16 protein-coding genes are annotated in these 17374 nt (G+C 27.9%); 15 read left to right on the top strand and 1 reads right to left on the bottom strand.

The window, feature by feature from the left end; genetic code table 11:
* Positions 1–11: 11 nt before the first annotated feature.
* From rplR to infA, 6 genes are read left to right on the top strand one after another with little or no spacing between them, the layout of a single operon-like run.
* Positions 12–371 carry a 50S ribosomal protein L18 gene (rplR, locus tag KO488_RS04375; protein WP_216057576.1) on the top strand — a complete coding sequence of 120 codons (360 nt, stop codon included), beginning with the start codon at positions 12–14 and terminating at the stop codon, positions 369–371.
* A 9-nt stretch (positions 372–380) separates the two neighbouring features.
* A complete protein-coding gene (rpsE, locus tag KO488_RS04370) occupies positions 381–821 on the top strand; it encodes a 30S ribosomal protein S5 (RefSeq protein WP_152189778.1) in 441 nt (146 codons plus the stop codon).
* A 3-nt stretch (positions 822–824) separates the two neighbouring features.
* Positions 825–1223, top strand: coding sequence for a 50S ribosomal protein L15 (gene rplO, locus KO488_RS04365; RefSeq protein ID WP_216057575.1), 399 nt, complete (start codon positions 825–827; stop codon positions 1221–1223).
* Positions 1224–1225: 2 nt separating this feature from the next.
* Entirely contained in the window at positions 1226–2488 is a 1263-nt protein-coding gene (secY, locus tag KO488_RS04360) for a preprotein translocase subunit SecY (protein WP_216057574.1), read from the top strand.
* A gap of 4 nt (positions 2489–2492) precedes the next feature.
* Positions 2493–3254 (top strand): type I methionyl aminopeptidase, encoded by a 762-nt coding sequence (gene map, locus KO488_RS04355; protein ID WP_216057573.1) that lies wholly within the window; start codon positions 2493–2495, stop codon positions 3252–3254.
* Positions 3255–3264: 10 nt separating this feature from the next.
* The gene (gene infA / locus KO488_RS04350) at positions 3265–3483 is read left to right on the top strand and encodes a translation initiation factor IF-1 (protein ID WP_216057572.1); all 219 of its coding nucleotides are present in this window, start codon (positions 3265–3267) and stop codon (positions 3481–3483) included.
* A 185-nt stretch (positions 3484–3668) separates the two neighbouring features.
* On the opposite strand, the gene KO488_RS04345 is transcribed toward infA, so the two are convergent.
* Entirely contained in the window at positions 3669–3881 is a 213-nt protein-coding gene (locus KO488_RS04345) for a hypothetical protein (RefSeq protein WP_216057571.1), read from the bottom strand.
* Between the two features lie 125 nt (positions 3882–4006).
* Between KO488_RS04345 and KO488_RS04340 the strand changes: the two genes are divergently transcribed.
* From KO488_RS04340 to KO488_RS04300, 9 genes are all read left to right on the top strand, one after another.
* Complete coding sequence (locus KO488_RS04340; RefSeq protein WP_216057570.1) at positions 4007–4675, top strand: uracil-DNA glycosylase; 669 nt, start codon at positions 4007–4009, stop codon at positions 4673–4675.
* A complete protein-coding gene (locus KO488_RS04335) occupies positions 4672–5793 on the top strand; it encodes a hypothetical protein (protein ID WP_216057569.1) in 1122 nt (373 codons plus the stop codon). Before KO488_RS04340 ends, KO488_RS04335 begins: the two co-directional genes overlap by 4 nt.
* A 43-nt stretch (positions 5794–5836) precedes the next feature.
* Positions 5837–7582, top strand: a complete 1746-nt coding sequence (aspS, locus tag KO488_RS04330) for an aspartate--tRNA ligase (protein WP_216057568.1) — start codon at positions 5837–5839, stop codon at positions 7580–7582.
* Positions 7583–7600: 18 nt separating this feature from the next.
* The gene (locus tag KO488_RS04325) at positions 7601–8383 is read left to right on the top strand and encodes a metal ABC transporter substrate-binding protein (protein WP_216057567.1); all 783 of its coding nucleotides are present in this window, start codon (positions 7601–7603) and stop codon (positions 8381–8383) included.
* A gap of 114 nt (positions 8384–8497) precedes the next feature.
* Positions 8498–11092: a cache domain-containing protein gene (locus KO488_RS04320; protein WP_216057566.1), complete on the top strand. Its 2595-nt coding sequence runs from the start codon at positions 8498–8500 to the stop codon at positions 11090–11092.
* An 80-nt stretch (positions 11093–11172) separates the two neighbouring features.
* Positions 11173–12942: a YgiQ family radical SAM protein gene (locus KO488_RS04315; RefSeq protein ID WP_228319007.1), complete on the top strand. Its 1770-nt coding sequence runs from the start codon at positions 11173–11175 to the stop codon at positions 12940–12942.
* A gap of 42 nt (positions 12943–12984) precedes the next feature.
* Positions 12985–13569 carry an adenylate kinase gene (locus KO488_RS04310; RefSeq protein ID WP_216057565.1) on the top strand — a complete coding sequence of 195 codons (585 nt, stop codon included), beginning with the start codon at positions 12985–12987 and terminating at the stop codon, positions 13567–13569.
* 27 nt (positions 13570–13596) lie between these two features.
* Positions 13597–14355, top strand: coding sequence for a competence/damage-inducible protein A (locus KO488_RS04305; RefSeq protein WP_216057564.1), 759 nt, complete (start codon positions 13597–13599; stop codon positions 14353–14355).
* A gap of 36 nt (positions 14356–14391) precedes the next feature.
* Positions 14392–17358, top strand: a complete 2967-nt coding sequence (locus KO488_RS04300; RefSeq protein WP_216057563.1) for a nitrate- and nitrite sensing domain-containing protein — start codon at positions 14392–14394, stop codon at positions 17356–17358.
* Positions 17359–17374 lie beyond the last annotated feature (16 nt).

Below are 17374 nucleotides of genomic sequence, written 5' to 3'. Positions count from 1 at the left end.
GGTATGATACAATGAGTAGAGCAAAAGATTTAGCAAAAAAGAATTCATTAAGAATTAAAAGAAAAAAAAGAGTTAGAGGAAATATTTTTGGAACAGCAGAGTTACCAAGAGTTTCTTTCTTTAAGTCTAATAAGTATATTAGTGCGCAAGCAATTAATGATGTTGAAGGTAAAACTTTAGCAGCAGTTAATTCTCAAACAATGAATTTAAACGTGAATAAAGAAAATGCAGGAAAAGTAGCAGCAGTTTTTGCTGAAACTTTAAAAACTGCTGGAATTGATACAGTAGTATTTGATAGAAATGGTTACCTTTATCATGGTGTTGTTGCAGCTTTCGCTGACGCACTTAGAGATAACGGTATCAAATTATAAGGGTTAATGATGGCAGTTAATAGAGAAGACTTTGAAGAAGCAATCGTTAAAATTGGTAGAGTAACTAAAGTTGTAAAGGGTGGTAGAAGATTCAGATTTACTGCTTTAGTTGTTGTTGGTGACAAAAAAGGTACTATTGGTTTTGGAACTGGTAAAGCTAAAGAAGTTCCTGATGCTATTAAAAAAGCATTAGATGATGCATTTAAATCTTTAGTTAAAGTTAATATTCATGGTACAACTATTGCTCATGATATTGAACATAAATATAACGCAAGTAAAATCTTACTTAAACCTGCATCTGAAGGTACAGGACTGATTGCTGGTGGAGCTGCTAGACCAGTTCTTGAGCTTTCAGGAGTTACAGATATTATTGCGAAATCTTTAGGTTCAAATAATCCTAATAACTTAGTACAAGCTACTGTTGAAGCATTAGCTAGAATTAAAGGATAGAAGATGGCATTAAATAATTTACAACCAGCACCTGGTAGTACAAAAAATACTAAAAGAGTTGGTAGAGGTCAAGGTTCAGGAATGGGTAAGACTTCTACTAGAGGTCAGAAAGGTCAAAAATCTAGATCTGGATATAAAATCAAAAGACACTTTGAGGGTGGGCAAATGCCAATCCAAAAAAGAATGCCAAAAATTGGTTTCTTTTCAAGAGTTGTAAAACCTTATTCTATCAATGTTGATAAAATAAAACAAATTGCAACTTTAGAAGAAATTACAGTTGAGTCAATCAAGTCTGTATACAAATTATCTAAATCAGTTGTGAAAGTTAAATTAGTTGGATCAACTGCTAAAGATTTAGCATCAAAGATTAAAGACGAAAACGTTACAACTACTGGTAAATAACCATGAGTAAAGATCTAATAAATAAGATTCTTATTACATTAGGTTTTATATTTCTTTACAGGTTACTGGCATATGTGCCAGTTCCTGGGGTTAATATAGACGTAGTTAAAGAATTTTTTGATTCTAATGCAAACAATGCCTTAGGTCTTGTTAATATGTTTAGTGGTAATGCAGTTGAAAGACTGTCAATTATTTCACTTGGAATCATGCCTTATATTACTGCATCCATTATCATGGAATTACTTGCAGCAACTTTCCCCGCACTTGGTAAAATGAAAAAAGAACGTGATGGTATGCAGAAATATATGCAAATCATTAGATACGCAACTATTGTAATTACTTTAATTCAATCTATTGGTGTATCAATGGGTCTTAATTCTTTAACAGGTCAAAGTGGTCAAGGTGCAATTTCTATTGATATGGATACGTTTATAGCTGTTTCGTCAATTTCGATGTTAACAGGTACTATGCTTCTTATGTGGATTGGTGAACAAATCACACAAAAAGGTATAGGTAATGGTATTTCATTAATTATCTTCGCTGGTATTGTATCTGCAATTCCTAGTGCTATTGGTGGAACTATTGATTTAGTTAACAGTGGACAAATGAACTTCTTAACTGTAATTGCTATTGTTGTTATTATTATGGCAACTGTTGGTGCAATTATATATGTTGAGTTAGGTGAAAGACGAGTTCCTGTTTCGTATTCAAGAAAAGTAATGATGCAAAATCAAAAGAAAAGAGTTATGAATTACATTCCTATCAAGGTTAACCTTGCAGGTGTTATTCCAGCAATTTTCGCAAGTGCAATCCTTATGTTTCCTGCAACAATTTTACAAGGTTCTCAAAATGAGTATCTTTTAGTTATTGCTGATTACTTAAGTCCTGCTTCATATACATTTAATGTATTTATGTTTTTATTTGTTGTTTTCTTTGCATTCTTTTATGCATCGATTACATTTAATGCTAAAGATATTGCAGATAACTTAAAAAAACAAGGTGGATTTATACCTGGTGTTAGACCAGGTGCTAGTACAGCTGAATTTTTAAATGAAACTGCAAGTAGATTAACATTTTGGGGTGCTATATATCTAGGATTAATTTCAACTGCTCCATGGCTTATTGTTAAAGCAATGGGAGTTCCTTTCTACTTTGGAGGGGTTGCTGTACTAATTGTTGTACAAGTTGCTATTGATACTATGAGAAAAATTGAAGCACAACAGTATTCAAACAAATATGAAACGCTTAGTGCGGTAGGTTTATAATATTATGGCTATTCCATTAAGAAAACTAAATGAAATTGAGAAACTTCGTACTGCAAATATTGCAGTTGCGAAGACTCTAAATTATCTAAATGAAAACGTTAAAGCTGGTATGACTTTAAAAGAAGTTGATGCCTTAGGTGAAGAGTTTTTAAATAAATTAAATGCTCGTCCATCTTTTAAAGGTTTATACGGTTTCCCAAATGCTATATGTACTTCTTTAAATGAAGTAATTATTCATGGTATTCCATCAGATGTAGTTCTAAAAGAAGGAGATATTTTAGGTATCGACATTGGAACTGAAATTGATGGTTGGTATGGAGATGCTGCAATCACAATGCCTATTGGTAAGATATCAAAAGAAGATGAAGATTTAATTGCTTGTGCAAAAGATTCTTTATATCATGCTATTGATTCTATCCATGAAGGTATGAGATTTAAAGAACTTTCTAAATTAATCGAAGATTTTATTGTTAGTAGAGGTTATCAACCCCTAGTTAGATTTTGTGGACACGGAATAGGTAAAAAACCTCATGACGAGCCAGAAATTCCAAACTATATTGGTAATGGTAAAACTAACTCAGGTCCTAAAATTAAAAACGGAATGGTTTTTTGTTTAGAACCAATGATTTGTCAAAAGATGCGAGAACCAGTTATTTTAGATAATAAATGGGATGTTGTTTCTGAAGATGGATTAAGAGGTAGTCATTATGAGCATACAGTTGCCGTTATTAACGGTAAAGCAGTAATATTAAGTACAGTAGACTAGGGAGATTAAATTGGCAAAAGATGATGTAATTGTAATTGACGGTAAAGTAACAGATGCTTTACCTAATGCAATGTTTAAAGTAGAATTAGATAATGGTCATATGGTATTATGTCATATCTCAGGAAAAATGAGAATGCATTATATTAAAATTTTACCAAATGATAAAGTTAAAGTTGAGATTACACCTTATTCGTTAGACAAAGGTAGAATCACTCATCGATATAAATAATTTATATCTTTTAAATAAGGAATTTATTTTCCTTATTTATATTCTTTCATAATAATCATATCAATGATTAAAATCACAACATAAAATTTCAAATATCAATATACAAAACTATGAAGCCGCAATTTCAAATATTTCGCGTGCTTTAAAAAAGTCATACTAAAACTATGGCTCCATAGGTTTATATATTAAACTATTCTATTTTTTGTAATATCAATCTCTTCTTCAATTAATTCTTTTTGTTTGATCATTGACTCTAAATGCTTTTTTATTATCTCTCTATCTTTATATGATTCAATAATAAACTCATAAAGTTTCGGTCTATTTTTTTTCCAATTATGTAAAGTAGTTTTATTCACATTTAAATCAAGTTCTAACTTCCTTAAACTAGGTGCTGTCATTATTTATCCTGATTTTATTTGATTGTATTGTACAAAATAATGGAACAAAAGTCAAATTTTTATGATTATTTGTTCTTATTATTGGAACAAATAATCATAAAAGAAAGTTTTTTGTACAATTTAGTATGACAAAACTAGTAAAACAAAAACTTTTATACAATTTACACTTTTTAAAATCAATGGGTTATGATTATCATAAGTCTTTTGATTTATTACCTCGTGATATAAAAAACATGAAATTACCTGATAATATTTTTGCACTAAAATCAAATGTTGAGAATTGTTATTTATGTGAACTATCAAAGACCAGAAAAAATGTTTTATTTGGTATGGGAAATCCAAAAGCAGATGTGATGTTTATAAGTGATGAGCCTTCAAATAGTGAAGATGATTTAGGCTTTTTTTATGCAGGTAAATCTGGTGAACTCTTAGCTAAAATGATTGAAAATGTTTTAAATATAAAAAAAGAAGATGTTTATATCACTACCTTAGTTAAATGTAAAAGTTCAAATACTTTAAATAAAACACATGTTGAATCATGTAATGAATATTTATTAAAGCAAATAGAGCTTGTAAAACCAAAGTTGATTGTAACACTAGGTGAAAATACATACTCATACTTAATTAATGAGAAAGATAATTTTTCACAAATTAGAGGAAAAGAATCTATTTACAGAAATATCAAATTAGTACCAACTTTTTCTGCAAATTATTTACTTAGAAATCCATCGTCTAAAAAAGATGCATATTATGATATGCTAAGAATTAAAAATATACTGGAGTTATCAAATTGAAATATTTATTGTCCTTTTTATTAATTACATTTGTTTTTATTGGATGTACTACTAAACAAGAAGTAGAGATTAAACTTCCAAATAAAAATGATATTGGATCACCAATTCAAAAAAGTGGAAATCTAAATAAGCTTCCAATTGAAGATATTAATCCTGTCTTAGAAGATCAAATTATTGAAAATGATATACCATTTATTGATAATGGTGATGCAATGAAAGTTGCATTTATTTATCCTTCTAAAATTGTTGCTAAATATGCTAAATCTTCTATCAATACTGTTTTAGGATATTTTGATTATAAAAAGATTAAGTATCAAGTAAAAATATTTGATACTTTAACAGAAGACGAACAAAGTATTCAAACGGCATTTATTAATGCAAAAGAGGCTGGTTTTACTAATGTAATAGTATTATTTACACCAAGAATAATTGATTTTGTACATACTCTTGATACTAGTGATTTAAAAGTTTATTTGCCTTTAACAAATAAAGATGATTTATTTACACATAATAATAATTTTATTTATGGTGGAATTTCATATAAAGATCAAGTAAATAAGTTATTTGAGTATTCAAATACAAAGAATGCAATTTTTTACCAAAGTTCTTTTTTAAATGATAAAATAAAAACTATTTATGAATCAACTTTCTCTGATATAAAAGTTGCAAAAGAGATAAAAAAGAAAAGAAACTACTATAAAGGAATAGTGAAAGATTATAGAATTAAAAATTCAACACTATTTTTAAATACACCTATAGTTAAGTCTTCAATAATTTTATCACAATTAAGAGCTTATAGTATTTATCCAAAAGTTATTCTTTCTACTCAAATTAATTATAACCCAAAAGTTTTAACATTAACACAAGAAAAGGATAGAGCAAACTTTGTTCTAGCTAATTCTATTGATATAGTTGAAGATGAGTTAAGAGATAGTATTACTTCTTATGGTGGGGATATTATTTATAATTGGGTTGATTATTCTACTTTAGTTGGTGTAAATTATATGTATGATGAGAATTCTTCAGGTTTAATAAATACACAAATTGAAGAAAACCAAGTTATATATGAACCAAAATTATTAAAAACTACCTCTTATGGATTTTTAGAAATTAAGTAAGATTTAGATAAAATCGCGGATATTTATATTTATGGAGTTTGAATTGAGAACACATTATTGTACAGAAGTTACTGAAGAAAACATCGGTCAAGAAGTTACAGTTGCCGGTTGGGTTAATAGTAGAAGAGATCACGGTGGAATTATATTTATTGATTTAAGAGATAAGGGTGGTTTAGTTCAACTAGTTGCAGATCCAGCTATTCTTCCTCTTTCTGAAACAGTTAGAGATGAGTTTGTTCTAGTTGCAAAAGGAACTGTAAGAGCTAGAGGTGAAGGATTAGAAAATCCTAATTTAGTTACAGGAAAAATCGAGATTGTTTTAAGTGAATTAACTATAGAAAACAAATCTAAACCAATGCCTTTTGATTTAAATGATGATAAAGTTAATGATGAAATTAAATTAAGAAATAGATTCTTAGAATTAAGATCTAAAAAATCTTTTGAAATCTTTCAATTAAGATCTAAAGCTGCAATTCAAGTTAGAAATACTTTAGATGAATTAGGTTTCTTAGATGTTGAAACTCCAATCTTAACAAAATCTACACCAGAAGGTGCAAGAGATTATTTAGTACCTTCAAGAGTTCATGGTGGAGAGTTTTATGCGCTTCCACAATCTCCTCAATTATTTAAACAATTATTAATGGTATCTGGATTTGATAAATATTTCCAAATAGCTAAATGTTTTAGAGATGAAGATTTAAGAGCTGATAGACAACCTGAATTTACTCAAATAGATGTTGAAATGTCTTTTTGTGATCAAGAAGATGTAATAAAAGTAGCTGAAAAAGTAATTACTGATGTTTTTACAAAATGTGGTAAACCTGTACCTTCTACTTTCCCAAGAATGAGATATTGGGATGCAATGGAAAAATATGGTTCAGATAAACCTGATATCAGATTTGATATGCCATTAGTTGACGTTCTTGATATTTTTGCAAACTCTACAAATGAAATCTTTGCTGATATTGCAAAAGATAAAAAGAATAATAGAATCAAAGCTTTAAAATGTCCAAATGGAGATAATTTATTCTCGAAAAGACAAATGAAAGGTTTTGAAGATTACGTTAGAAAATTTGGAGCTAAAGGTTTAGGTTACTTCCAAATGAAAGAAGATGGTTTAAAAGGTCCTTTAACTAAATTCTTCTCTGAAGCTGATTTAGAAGCTATTGTTAAAATAACAGAACTTGAAGTTGGTGATGTTGTATTCTTTGGAGCAGGTGATAAGAAGACTGTATGGGATTATATGGGAAGATTTAGACTTTTCCTAGCAGAACAAACAAATGTTATACCTGAAGATGCTTATGAGTTCTTATGGGTTGTTGATTTCCCAATGTTTGAAACAGAAGATGGTAAAACAAAGGCACTTCACCATCCATTTACAATGCCTAAATCATTAGAAGATACTTCAGATTTAGAAGCTATTGAATCAATTGCATATGATATCGTTTTAAATGGTATGGAATTAGGTGGTGGATCTATTAGAATTCATAAAGAAGATATTCAGGCTAAAGTATTTGAACTTATGGGAATAGGAGAAGAAGAACAAAGAGAAAAATTTGGCTTCTTACTTGACGCACTTCAATATGGAGCTCCATCACATGGTGGTTTTGCAATGGGTCTAGATAGACTTGTAATGCTTCTTGTTGGAACAGATTCAATTAGAGATGTTATTGCCTTCCCTAAAACTCAAAAAGCTCAATGTCTATTAACAGGCGCTCCATCACCAGTTGATGCAGAACAATTAAAAGATTTAAGTTTAAGAATTAGAAAAACAGAACAATTATCATAGACATATTAGGGAGTAGTAGTGTATAAACTTTTATTATTACTACTTCCAATACTACTTTTTTCAAAGTTTCAAGTAACTACGAGTTTTCCTTTTGAAGCTCATATTATTAAAAAAATTGGTCAAAATCATATTCGAATAAAAACTATTTCAAATAATTTTTCCAATAAAATCCTAGATTTAACTCCTACAGAAATATCATCTCTTGCAAAAACAAAAGTATATTTTAATTTTTCACTAGAAATAGAAAAACAATATGAAAAACTATTTTTAGAAGCAAATGACAAATTTAATAGGGTTAATATGTCAAAAGATATCAAGAAATTAAAATACAATGGAAAAGATAATCCCTATATTTGGCTTGATCCTATATTATTAAGAGAAGTTGCAAGAAATATTTATGAAACTTTAGTTGAAATCGATTCTTTTAATAAAAAAGATTATCAAACAAATTATGAGAAGTTTTTACAAGAACTAGATGAATCTTTTTTAAAAACAAAAGAAAAATTATCTAATAGTGAAATATATAATATTTTTGTTTTTGATGAGTCTTTTGATTATTTTGCTAAAAGATTTAAGATCAATGTTTATAAAAAGGAAAAAAGAATTTTAAGTGCTTCAGAAATTAAACCTTTAATAGAAGAAGTTCAAAGAAATGAAATTAAGGCAGTTTTCACTCAAGATAGGCAAAATATATCTTATGCAAAATCTTTATCGGGTAACTCTCATATTTTAATTAAAACTTACAATCTTTATGAAGAACTTTTATTTTTTAATCTCTCCAAAATTTCACAAGAATTTTAAAGTAAGTAAATAAATAAGTATATTATTTAGGCATACTGGTTACTATTTATACAGAAATAAAAAAATTATTTATTCTTAAAATGTATAATTTCATATATATACTAGGAGATAATTATGCCAATGGAACTTGTAAACTATAAAGGGATAAATGTAAAAAAAGAGATTTATCCCATCATAAAGCATATTGAAGATGTTGAAAAATATCGTGAAGAACTGGGAAGATTAAGCTCTTCTTGGGATATGTTTGCTCTGCTTGGTCAATTAGGGGATATTAATATTGATATTGGTAAAACAAAAGACAATTTTTTAAATCTTACATCAACATTATTAAATCATTTAAGTGAGCAAACAATTAAAAAAGTTACACAAGAAATGAAATTTAAATCACAAGTAGCTACTGATATATTAAATAGAAATCTTTTTGAAAGAACAGCTGATATAGGATTTTTGGCGACAGATGATGATATTAGAGAATTTATTAATTCTTATGTATCAGATTATAATGAAGAAGGAATAGTTGCACGAAAACAGATACAAAATAGATTTAAAGAGTATGTAGCTAAGTATTCAGTTTATTTTGATATTGTCTTAGCAAATAAAAATGGAAGAGTTCTAGCTAGTTTAAATGATGATATTAAAGTTGATAAAATTGAGAATAGTTTTATTCAAAAAGTTTTAAATACAAGTGATGAATATGTTGAAACATATAAATATCATAATTTTATTCCTCAACATAAAAAGAGTTTAGTTTATTCATATAAAGTTACTCAAACAAATCAAGCAAATTCTGAAGATTTAGGAGTTTTATGTCTATGTTTTAAATTTACTGATGAAATGAATGGAATATTTGATAACTTAATTGAAATTAGAAATAAAGAGTCTTTAACAATTCTAGATGAAGATGGTATTGTAATTGCTTCAAGTGACAAAGAGTATATTCCTTTGGGATCTAAACTTCCTATTGTTTTAGATGAAGAATATAGAATGATAACATTTGCCGGACGAGATTATATAGCAAAGAGCTGTAAAACAAGTGGTTATCAAGGTTTTAATGGTCTTAAGTGGTATGGACATATTATGATACCTTTAGAATATGCATTTTTAAGTGATGAATTAAACTCTTTAGATATCGATGCTAATATAATTGAATCAATGATGCAAAATGAACAACATTTTTCTTCTGATTTAAGAGATGTTTTTACTAATAGTAAAACTATTCAAGATAATTTAAGCCGTGTTATTTGGAATGGAAATATTTCTCAAAGTAAATTAAATTCTTCAAATAGAGAGTTTTCAAAATCATTACTTAATGAAATTGGAAGTACAGGAGTAAAAGCAAACGCATCTTTATCAAATTTAAATCAAACAATTATAAGTTCTATTTTAAAAGATAGTGAGTTTTTATCTTCTCTTGCTATTGATATAATGGATAGGAACTTATATGAAAGAGCCAATGATTGTAGGTGGTGGGCACTTACATCATATTTTAGAGAAGCCTTTGATGATTTAGGTTCAATACATCATAAAAATGGAAAAATATCTTCAATATTAAAGTATATAAATGATTTATATACTGTTTATACTAATATTTTAGTTTTTGATAAAAATGGAAAAGTTATTGCACTTTCGAACCCTAAAGATGATTATTTATTAGGAAAAGTTTTAACACAAGACTGGATAGAAAAAACGCTTACATTATCTAATACTTCAAAATATTGTGTTTCAAAATTTGAAGATTCAAATCTTTACAATAATGAATCTACATATGTTTACAGTAGTGCCATTAGATCTTTAAAAAATGACAAACAAATAAACGGTGGTATTGCAATCGTTTTTGACTCTAAACCTCAATTTTATTCAATGTTAGAAGAAACACTTCCAAGAGATAATAATCAGAAAAAAATTGAAGGGGTTTTTGCTTTTTTCACGAATAGATCTAAGGAAATAATTTCTTCTACGGATGAAGATTTTAGAATAGGGGATTTTTTAAATCTTGAAGATAAATTTTTTGATATTAAAAATGGACATAAATATAGCCAAATAATAGAGTTTAGAGATTGCTATTATGCAGTAGGTGTTAGATGTTCTCAAGGGTATAGAGAATATAAAAGTAGAATAGACGATTATAAAAATGATATTTTATCTTTTGTATTTATTAAAATAGGAGATATCGATATATCTAATAAGTTAATTCCTAAAAGAGAATATAAATTTACTAGTCAAAATACTAGCGTTGTATTTGATGAAGACTGTGTAGAATTAGCTACTTTTTATATAGGAAATAAGTTTTTAGCTGTTGATGCAAAGAATGTTATTGAATCTCTCATAATTGATGAACTAGAAGAATCAATTGATATGAATGTTAATAATCCTTTTAAAGGTATGGTCTTATATAAAAATAAATTAATTTCAGTTTTAGATATTAGAAGTTTTGTAAATGAACCAGTTTCGGATAATGAGTTAAGTAATATTATACTTTTTGAATATGATAAAGACAATATTGAACATTGTATTGGTATTTTAGTTTCATCTTTAGAGAGTATTTCTATTGCCAAAAAAGACTCAATTCAACATATTGAAAATCATTTCCTAGGAGCAGGTACATTGATTCAAAGTTTAGTAGATATTAAAGATGGTATAGATTCAAAAGTTGCAATGATATTAGATATTAAAAAAATAGATGATAATTTAACTGAAAAAGTAGTGTAAATTAAACTTTATTGTGTAATATTAAAAGGTATTGTGGCACAATACAAAGATAAATACTATCTAAATATAAAGAAATTATAATGAGCAAAATAAATAAACCAAATAAATTCTTACCAACAACTCTTGAAGAAATGCATGAAAGAGGTTGGTATGAACTAGATGTTGTACTAATAACAGGAGATGCCTATATTGACTCTCCTTTTATGGGTATAGCTGTTGTAGGAAGAATCCTTGAAGATATAGGCCTTCGTGTAGGAATCATAGGTCAACCAGATGTTAATTCTGATATTGATATTAAAAGAATGGGTGAACCAAAACTTTTTTGGGGTGTAAGTGGTGGAAGTATTGATTCAATGGTTTCAAACTATACTTCAACTAAGAAGTTCAGAAATTCTGATGATTATACTCCCGGTGGAAAAAATGAAAGAAGACCAGATAGAGCTACTATGGTTTATACAAATATGATTAGAAGGTATTTTAAAAATACTGTTCCTATTGTATTAGGTGGAATCGAAGCCTCTTTACGAAGACTTACACATTATGATTATTGGTCTAATAAACTAAGAAAACCTATTTTATTTGATACTAAAGCTGATTATATGATTTACGGTATGGGTGAACAAGCTATTATTGATTTAGGGAATACTTTAAGAAATGGTGGAGATCCAAGAAATATTAATGGACTTTGTTATATCTCAAAAGAACCAGTTGAAGAGTATATTCAAATACCTACTCATCAAGAGTGTTTAGATGAAAAAGAGAAGTATATAGATCTTTTCAAAACTTTCTATGACAATAATGACCCTGTATATTCAAAAGGATTATGTCAAGGCGTTGATTCTAGATATTTAATCCAAAATCCACCAAGTGACCATATGAAAGAGGAGGATATGGATAAGATTGCTTCATATCCTTATCAAAGAGATGTTCATCCTTTTGATGGGAAACATGGAAAAGTTAAGTGTTTAGAAACAATTAAATTTTCCATTATGACACATCATGGATGTTGGGGTGAATGTAACTTCTGTGCTATTGCTGCTCACCAAGGTAGAACAATAAGAACAAGAAGTGAAGAAAATATTTTAAAAGAAGCTAAGCATTTTACAACATTAAAAGATTTTAAAGGAATCATTTCTGATGTTGGAGGGCCAACTGCTAATATGTATGGTTATGAGTGTAAGAAAAAAGAAAAACTTGGAACTTGTGTAGAAAATAAAAGATGTGTAGATGCTCATAGACTTTGTAGGACTATGAAAGTTGACCATAGTAGAAATATACAATTATTAAAAGATATTAGAGAAATTCCAGGAATTAAAAAAGCCTTTGTTGCTTCTGGTGTTAGGTATGATTTAATTACTGCTGATAAGAAACATGGTTATGATTATTTAAAAGAGATGGTTGATCATCATATTTCTGGACAAATGAAAGTTGCACCTGAACATACAAATGATGAAGTTTTACATCATATGGGGAAACCTGGGAAACAAACTTTAATTGATTTTAAAAAGATGTATGACCAGTTAAATAAAGAATCAGGGAAAAAACAGTTTTTAACGTATTATTTAATTGCAGCACATCCTGGCTGTGAAGATAAACATATGCATGATTTAAAACAGTTCACTACTCATGAATTAAAAATGAATCCTGAACAAGCACAAGTATTTATCCCAACGCCAGGAACTTATTCAGCTGTTATGTATTATACAGAAATGGATCCTTTTACAAAGAAAAAAATCTTTGTTGAAAAAGATCCAAGAAGAAAAGAAAAGCAAAAAGAAATTGTTGTTCCTCGTACAAATCATAATGTTGCAAGAGCTAAAAGAATGAGTACTGCAGGAATGCAAGGCTAAAAATTAAATAAATAAAATTGAATATATATTAAGGGAAAATAAATGAAAAAACTATTTTTAATAATTGGAGCACCAGGTTCAGGTAAAACAACTGATGCCGAGTTAATAGCAACTAGACATGCTTCAATCACACATTATTCAACTGGTGATATGTTTAGAGCTGAAATAGCAAGTGGTAGCCAACGTGGGGCATTAATTGACTCTTTTGTTTCTAAAGGGAACTTAGTACCAATTGAAATTGCAATTGAAACAATTGTTACAGCTATTAAAAATGCTCCAAGTGATGTTGTTATTATTGATGGATATCCAAGATCTGCTGAACAAATGAATGCTTTAGATACATATTTAAAAGAAGAACCTGAAGTTTCTTTAGTAAATGTTATTGAAGTTACAGTTTCAAAAGAAGTTGCATGTCAAAGAGTACTAGGACGTGCTGCTGATGCTGATGTTGCTAGAGATGATGATAATGTAGAAATATTTAATAATAGAATGAAATTATACACAGATCCATTATCTATAATTCAAGATTTTTATTCGAGCAAAAATTTATTAACTCAAGTTAATGGTGAAAGAACTATTGAAATTATTGTTAATGAAATGGATGAATTTATTCAATCAAAAGTCTAGATTTTTGATTTTAAAGTGGGGAAAATAATGATAGAAAAAAAAATCAACTTTTATAGTGTTATTATTGGAACCGAACTTTTAAATGGGCGTAGAAAAGATGCTCATTTCTCTTTTTTAAATAATGAACTTCTAAAACGAGGATGGGAGCATAAAGCCTCTTTTGTAATAGAAGATGATCCAAGTTTAATGGATAGTATTTTTAATCTTATAAAAGCTGATAAAAATTCTGTAATGTTTTGTTTTGGTGGAATTGGTTCTACTCCTGATGATTATACAAGAGTAGCTGCAGCAAAAGCTTTTACAAACTATAAAATGGAATTTCATGATGAGGCGAAAGAGTTAATATTAAATCAATTTAAAGAAGAAGCTTACCCTCACAGAATACATATGTCATATCTTCCTATTAATGCAAAACTTTTAAAAAATGTAGTAAATAATGTACCTGGATTTTATTTAGAAAATAGATTTTTCTTTACTCCTGGATTTCCTTCTATGAGTCAGTCAATGGTTTTAGAAGCATTAAATAAATATTACCCAATTACAAGACCAAAATATAGAGTAGTTTTAACTGCATCATGTAGTGAAAATGATTTAATTGATATTATGTTAAAAGTATCAAAAGATTTAGATTTATCTGTCTTACCTAGATTTAAAGATAATAAAAGAAAAGCAGTTATTTCTTTGAGTGGATTTGACAAGAATCTTGTTGATAAGAATTTTGAGTTATTTACAAACTATCTTATCATAAATGAAATTGAATATATACTAAAAGATATTAGTCTATAAAACAATAATTATATTTTAAATAAAAGAAGGATAACTATGAATTTTATTAACAATTTAGCCATTAAGAAAAAGTTACTATTACTTGTTTCTTTGCCATTAGTAGGACTATTGTTCTTTGCTATTTCTCAAAATGTTTCAATATATAAAGAAATAAGTAAAATAGAAAAAATAGAAATAGCAGTCAATTTTGCCAAATCTATTTCTGAGCTCTTGCATGAAACACAAAAAGAAAGAGGTATGACTGCTGGGTTTATTGGAAGTGAAGGTGAAATATTTGGAAAAGAATTACTGGAACAAAGAAAACTGACAAATGAAAAATTTACCTTATTTTTAAAAGCTAAAGAAGATATGAATAATTCTTTTAATTCTAAATTACTTGAAAAAGAGATTAGTGTTTCAATAAAAAGAATAAAAAGTATAAATGAAATAAGAAATAAAGTAGATAAACAATCAATAAGTGTTGGAAAAGCAATTTCTTATTATACAGATACAAATTCGTTACTATTAGATTCTGTTGTTATTCTTTCAAAACTTACTGATAATGCGGGATTATCTCAACAAATGAATGCTTTTGCAAGTTTTTTATTATCAAAAGAGAGAGCTGGGATAGAACGAGCTGTTGGAACTAATACTTTAAGTAGAGATTCATTTGCTCCTGGAATGAGAGAAAAATTAAATAAACTTGTATCAGAACAAAACTCATATATTGATACTTTTAAACATTATGCGACAAAAGATTCTATAGAATTCTTTAATAATACTATAAAAGGTAAATCAATAGATGAAGTAAATAGAATTAGAAACACATTAATTAATTCAACTGATAAACATAAGTTAATTGCATCTATTGGAGAGTATATTGGTTATGGTGGTATTATTCATAATTTTAAGAACTTTGTAATTAGAGGTGATAAAAAATATCGAGATAATGTAGATGTACAGTATGCAGAATTAATAAAGCTAATAAATAAATATAGAGAATTCCCAAATCTTAAACCAAAAGAGTTAGAACTACTTGATATTGTAGAAAATACTTTTGCTAAATATAATAATGGTTTAGAAAAAATTGCTGAAGCTGCAGTAAATAATATTGATGTTCGTGAGTTAGATAAAATTGTAAAAGTTAGTAATAACCCTGCAATGGTTGCTTTATACAGATTAAGTATAAATTTATTTAGTGATGAACCATCATATTGGTTTAAAGAAATTACAAAAAAAATCAATTTATTAAAAAAAGTTGATGATCATTTATCTTTAGAAATGTTAGATGATGTAACAGAATTAAAAAACTCACTTTATACAACTTTTATAACGACACTTATTCTTACAGTAATGGCATTATTAATAGTATTTTTAATGGCAGCATATATTACAAAAAATATTGTAAATTCATTAGAGATATTTAAAATAGGTTTATCTGATTTCTTTAAATATACACTAAGAGAAAAAGAGACTTTTACTTCTATGAAAATTAAAAGTGATGATGAGTTTGGACAAATGTCAAATGAGATAAATAGTCAAATCGAAAAATCATCTAATGTAATAGAACAAGATAGGATGGTTGTTGCTCAAATTGATGATGTAATGAAGAAGGTTAAAAATGGTTTCTTCTGTTATACTATTAAATCACATGGTGCTACAGATGAGGTTGAAGCTTTAAGAACTAATATTAATGAAATGCTTATGGATACTAAAGTTAAATTTGATTTTATTAATAAACTTCTTGATGCATATGCAAGTGGTGATTACGAATATAGTATTTCAGAGAAAGACTTAACTGAAATGGGTGGAGATATGGGTTCTTTAGTTACTTCAACAATTTTACTAGGTACTAACATATCTCAGTTAGTTGCAATGATTACTAATTCTGGAACTGAGCTATCAAACTCGACAAATATTTTGTCAGATGGTGCACAAAAATTAGCTAACTTATCTACAAAACAAGCGGCTTCATTAGAAGAAACAGCAGCATCAATCGATGAAATCACTTCTACAATTCAATCAAATAATGAGAACATTGTTTTAATGGCTTCTTTATCTGATGAATTAAATGTATCTTCAACAACAGGAAAAGAATTAGCTTCTTTAACTTCTTCATCAATGGAAGAGATTAATGATAAAGTAACTGCTATTAATGATGCTATTGAAGTAATTGATCAAATTGCATTCCAAACAAATATTCTTTCTTTAAATGCAGCAGTAGAAGCTGCAACTGCAGGCGAAGCAGGAAAAGGCTTTGCAGTTGTTGCTGCTGAAGTACGAAATCTTGCAGGAAGATCTGCTGAAGCTGCAAAAGATATTAAAACTTTAGTTGAAGATGCAAGTTTAAAATCTAAAAATGGTAAAGAAATATCATCTAAGATGATTGAAGGTTATATTGAACTTAATGAAAAAATCATACAAACAAAAAATATTATTGATGAGGTATCAAATTCAAGTAAAGAACAAGAAAGTGGAATGGTTCAAATTAATTCTGCAATTAATGAATTAGATAAAGTTACACAAGAGAATTCTCAAACTGCAAGTTCTATAGATACTTTATCTGTAGAAGTAACTGATTTATCAAGAAGACTTTTAGAAATCACAAAAAGTACTAAAATTAATGATGAAACATTAAAGCAAGTTTGTGATGTTGAGCTTATAGCCGATATTGCTAAATATAAAAATGATCATATTAACTTTAAAGATAACAACTTTAAAAAATTAGATACCTTTGAATCTTGGACAGTAGTAGATTGTCATTCGTGTAATTTAGGTAAATGGATTGATTCTTGTGAAAATAATTCAAAAGTATTTGCAAGTGGTACTGTTTGGAATCAACTAAAAATTGCACATGAAAATGTTCATCAAGGTGTTCAAAATTATATTAATGCAAATGCGAATAAAGAAGAGAATACTGAATTATCAAGATTATCAATAGATATTGAGAAAGCTACAAAAGAAGTATTTAATGGCTTAGATAATGTTCTAGTTGAAAATTGTAACTTAACTATGAAAGATTAAAAATAATTAATAAGCC

It is taken from the genome of Poseidonibacter lekithochrous, assembly GCF_018861145.1.
In the GTDB taxonomy this organism is placed as follows: Bacteria; Campylobacterota; Campylobacteria; order Campylobacterales; family Arcobacteraceae; genus Poseidonibacter; species Poseidonibacter lekithochrous_A.
This window is presented reverse-complemented; position numbering and strand designations above follow the sequence as displayed.

Excerpts from the sequence above, each read along its gene's own strand:
- rplR (WP_216057576.1), top strand. The coding sequence starts at position 12 with ATGAGTAGAGCAAAAGATTTAGCAAAAAAGAATTCATTAAGAATTAAA.
- rpsE (WP_152189778.1), top strand. The coding sequence starts at position 381 with ATGGCAGTTAATAGAGAAGACTTTGAAGAAGCAATCGTTAAAATTGGT.
- rplO (WP_216057575.1), top strand. The coding sequence starts at position 825 with ATGGCATTAAATAATTTACAACCAGCACCTGGTAGTACAAAAAATACT.
- secY (WP_216057574.1), top strand. The coding sequence starts at position 1,226 with ATGAGTAAAGATCTAATAAATAAGATTCTTATTACATTAGGTTTTATA.
- map (WP_216057573.1), top strand. The coding sequence starts at position 2,493 with ATGGCTATTCCATTAAGAAAACTAAATGAAATTGAGAAACTTCGTACT.
- KO488_RS04345 (WP_216057571.1), bottom strand. The coding sequence starts at position 3,881 with ATGACAGCACCTAGTTTAAGGAAGTTAGAACTTGATTTAAATGTGAAT.
- KO488_RS04340 (WP_216057570.1), top strand. The coding sequence starts at position 4,007 with ATGACAAAACTAGTAAAACAAAAACTTTTATACAATTTACACTTTTTA.
- KO488_RS04320 (WP_216057566.1), top strand. The coding sequence starts at position 8,498 with ATGCCAATGGAACTTGTAAACTATAAAGGGATAAATGTAAAAAAAGAG.
- KO488_RS04315 (WP_228319007.1), top strand. The coding sequence starts at position 11,173 with ATGAGCAAAATAAATAAACCAAATAAATTCTTACCAACAACTCTTGAA.
- KO488_RS04310 (WP_216057565.1), top strand. The coding sequence starts at position 12,985 with ATGAAAAAACTATTTTTAATAATTGGAGCACCAGGTTCAGGTAAAACA.
- KO488_RS04305 (WP_216057564.1), top strand. The coding sequence starts at position 13,597 with ATGATAGAAAAAAAAATCAACTTTTATAGTGTTATTATTGGAACCGAA.
- KO488_RS04300 (WP_216057563.1), top strand. The coding sequence starts at position 14,392 with ATGAATTTTATTAACAATTTAGCCATTAAGAAAAAGTTACTATTACTT.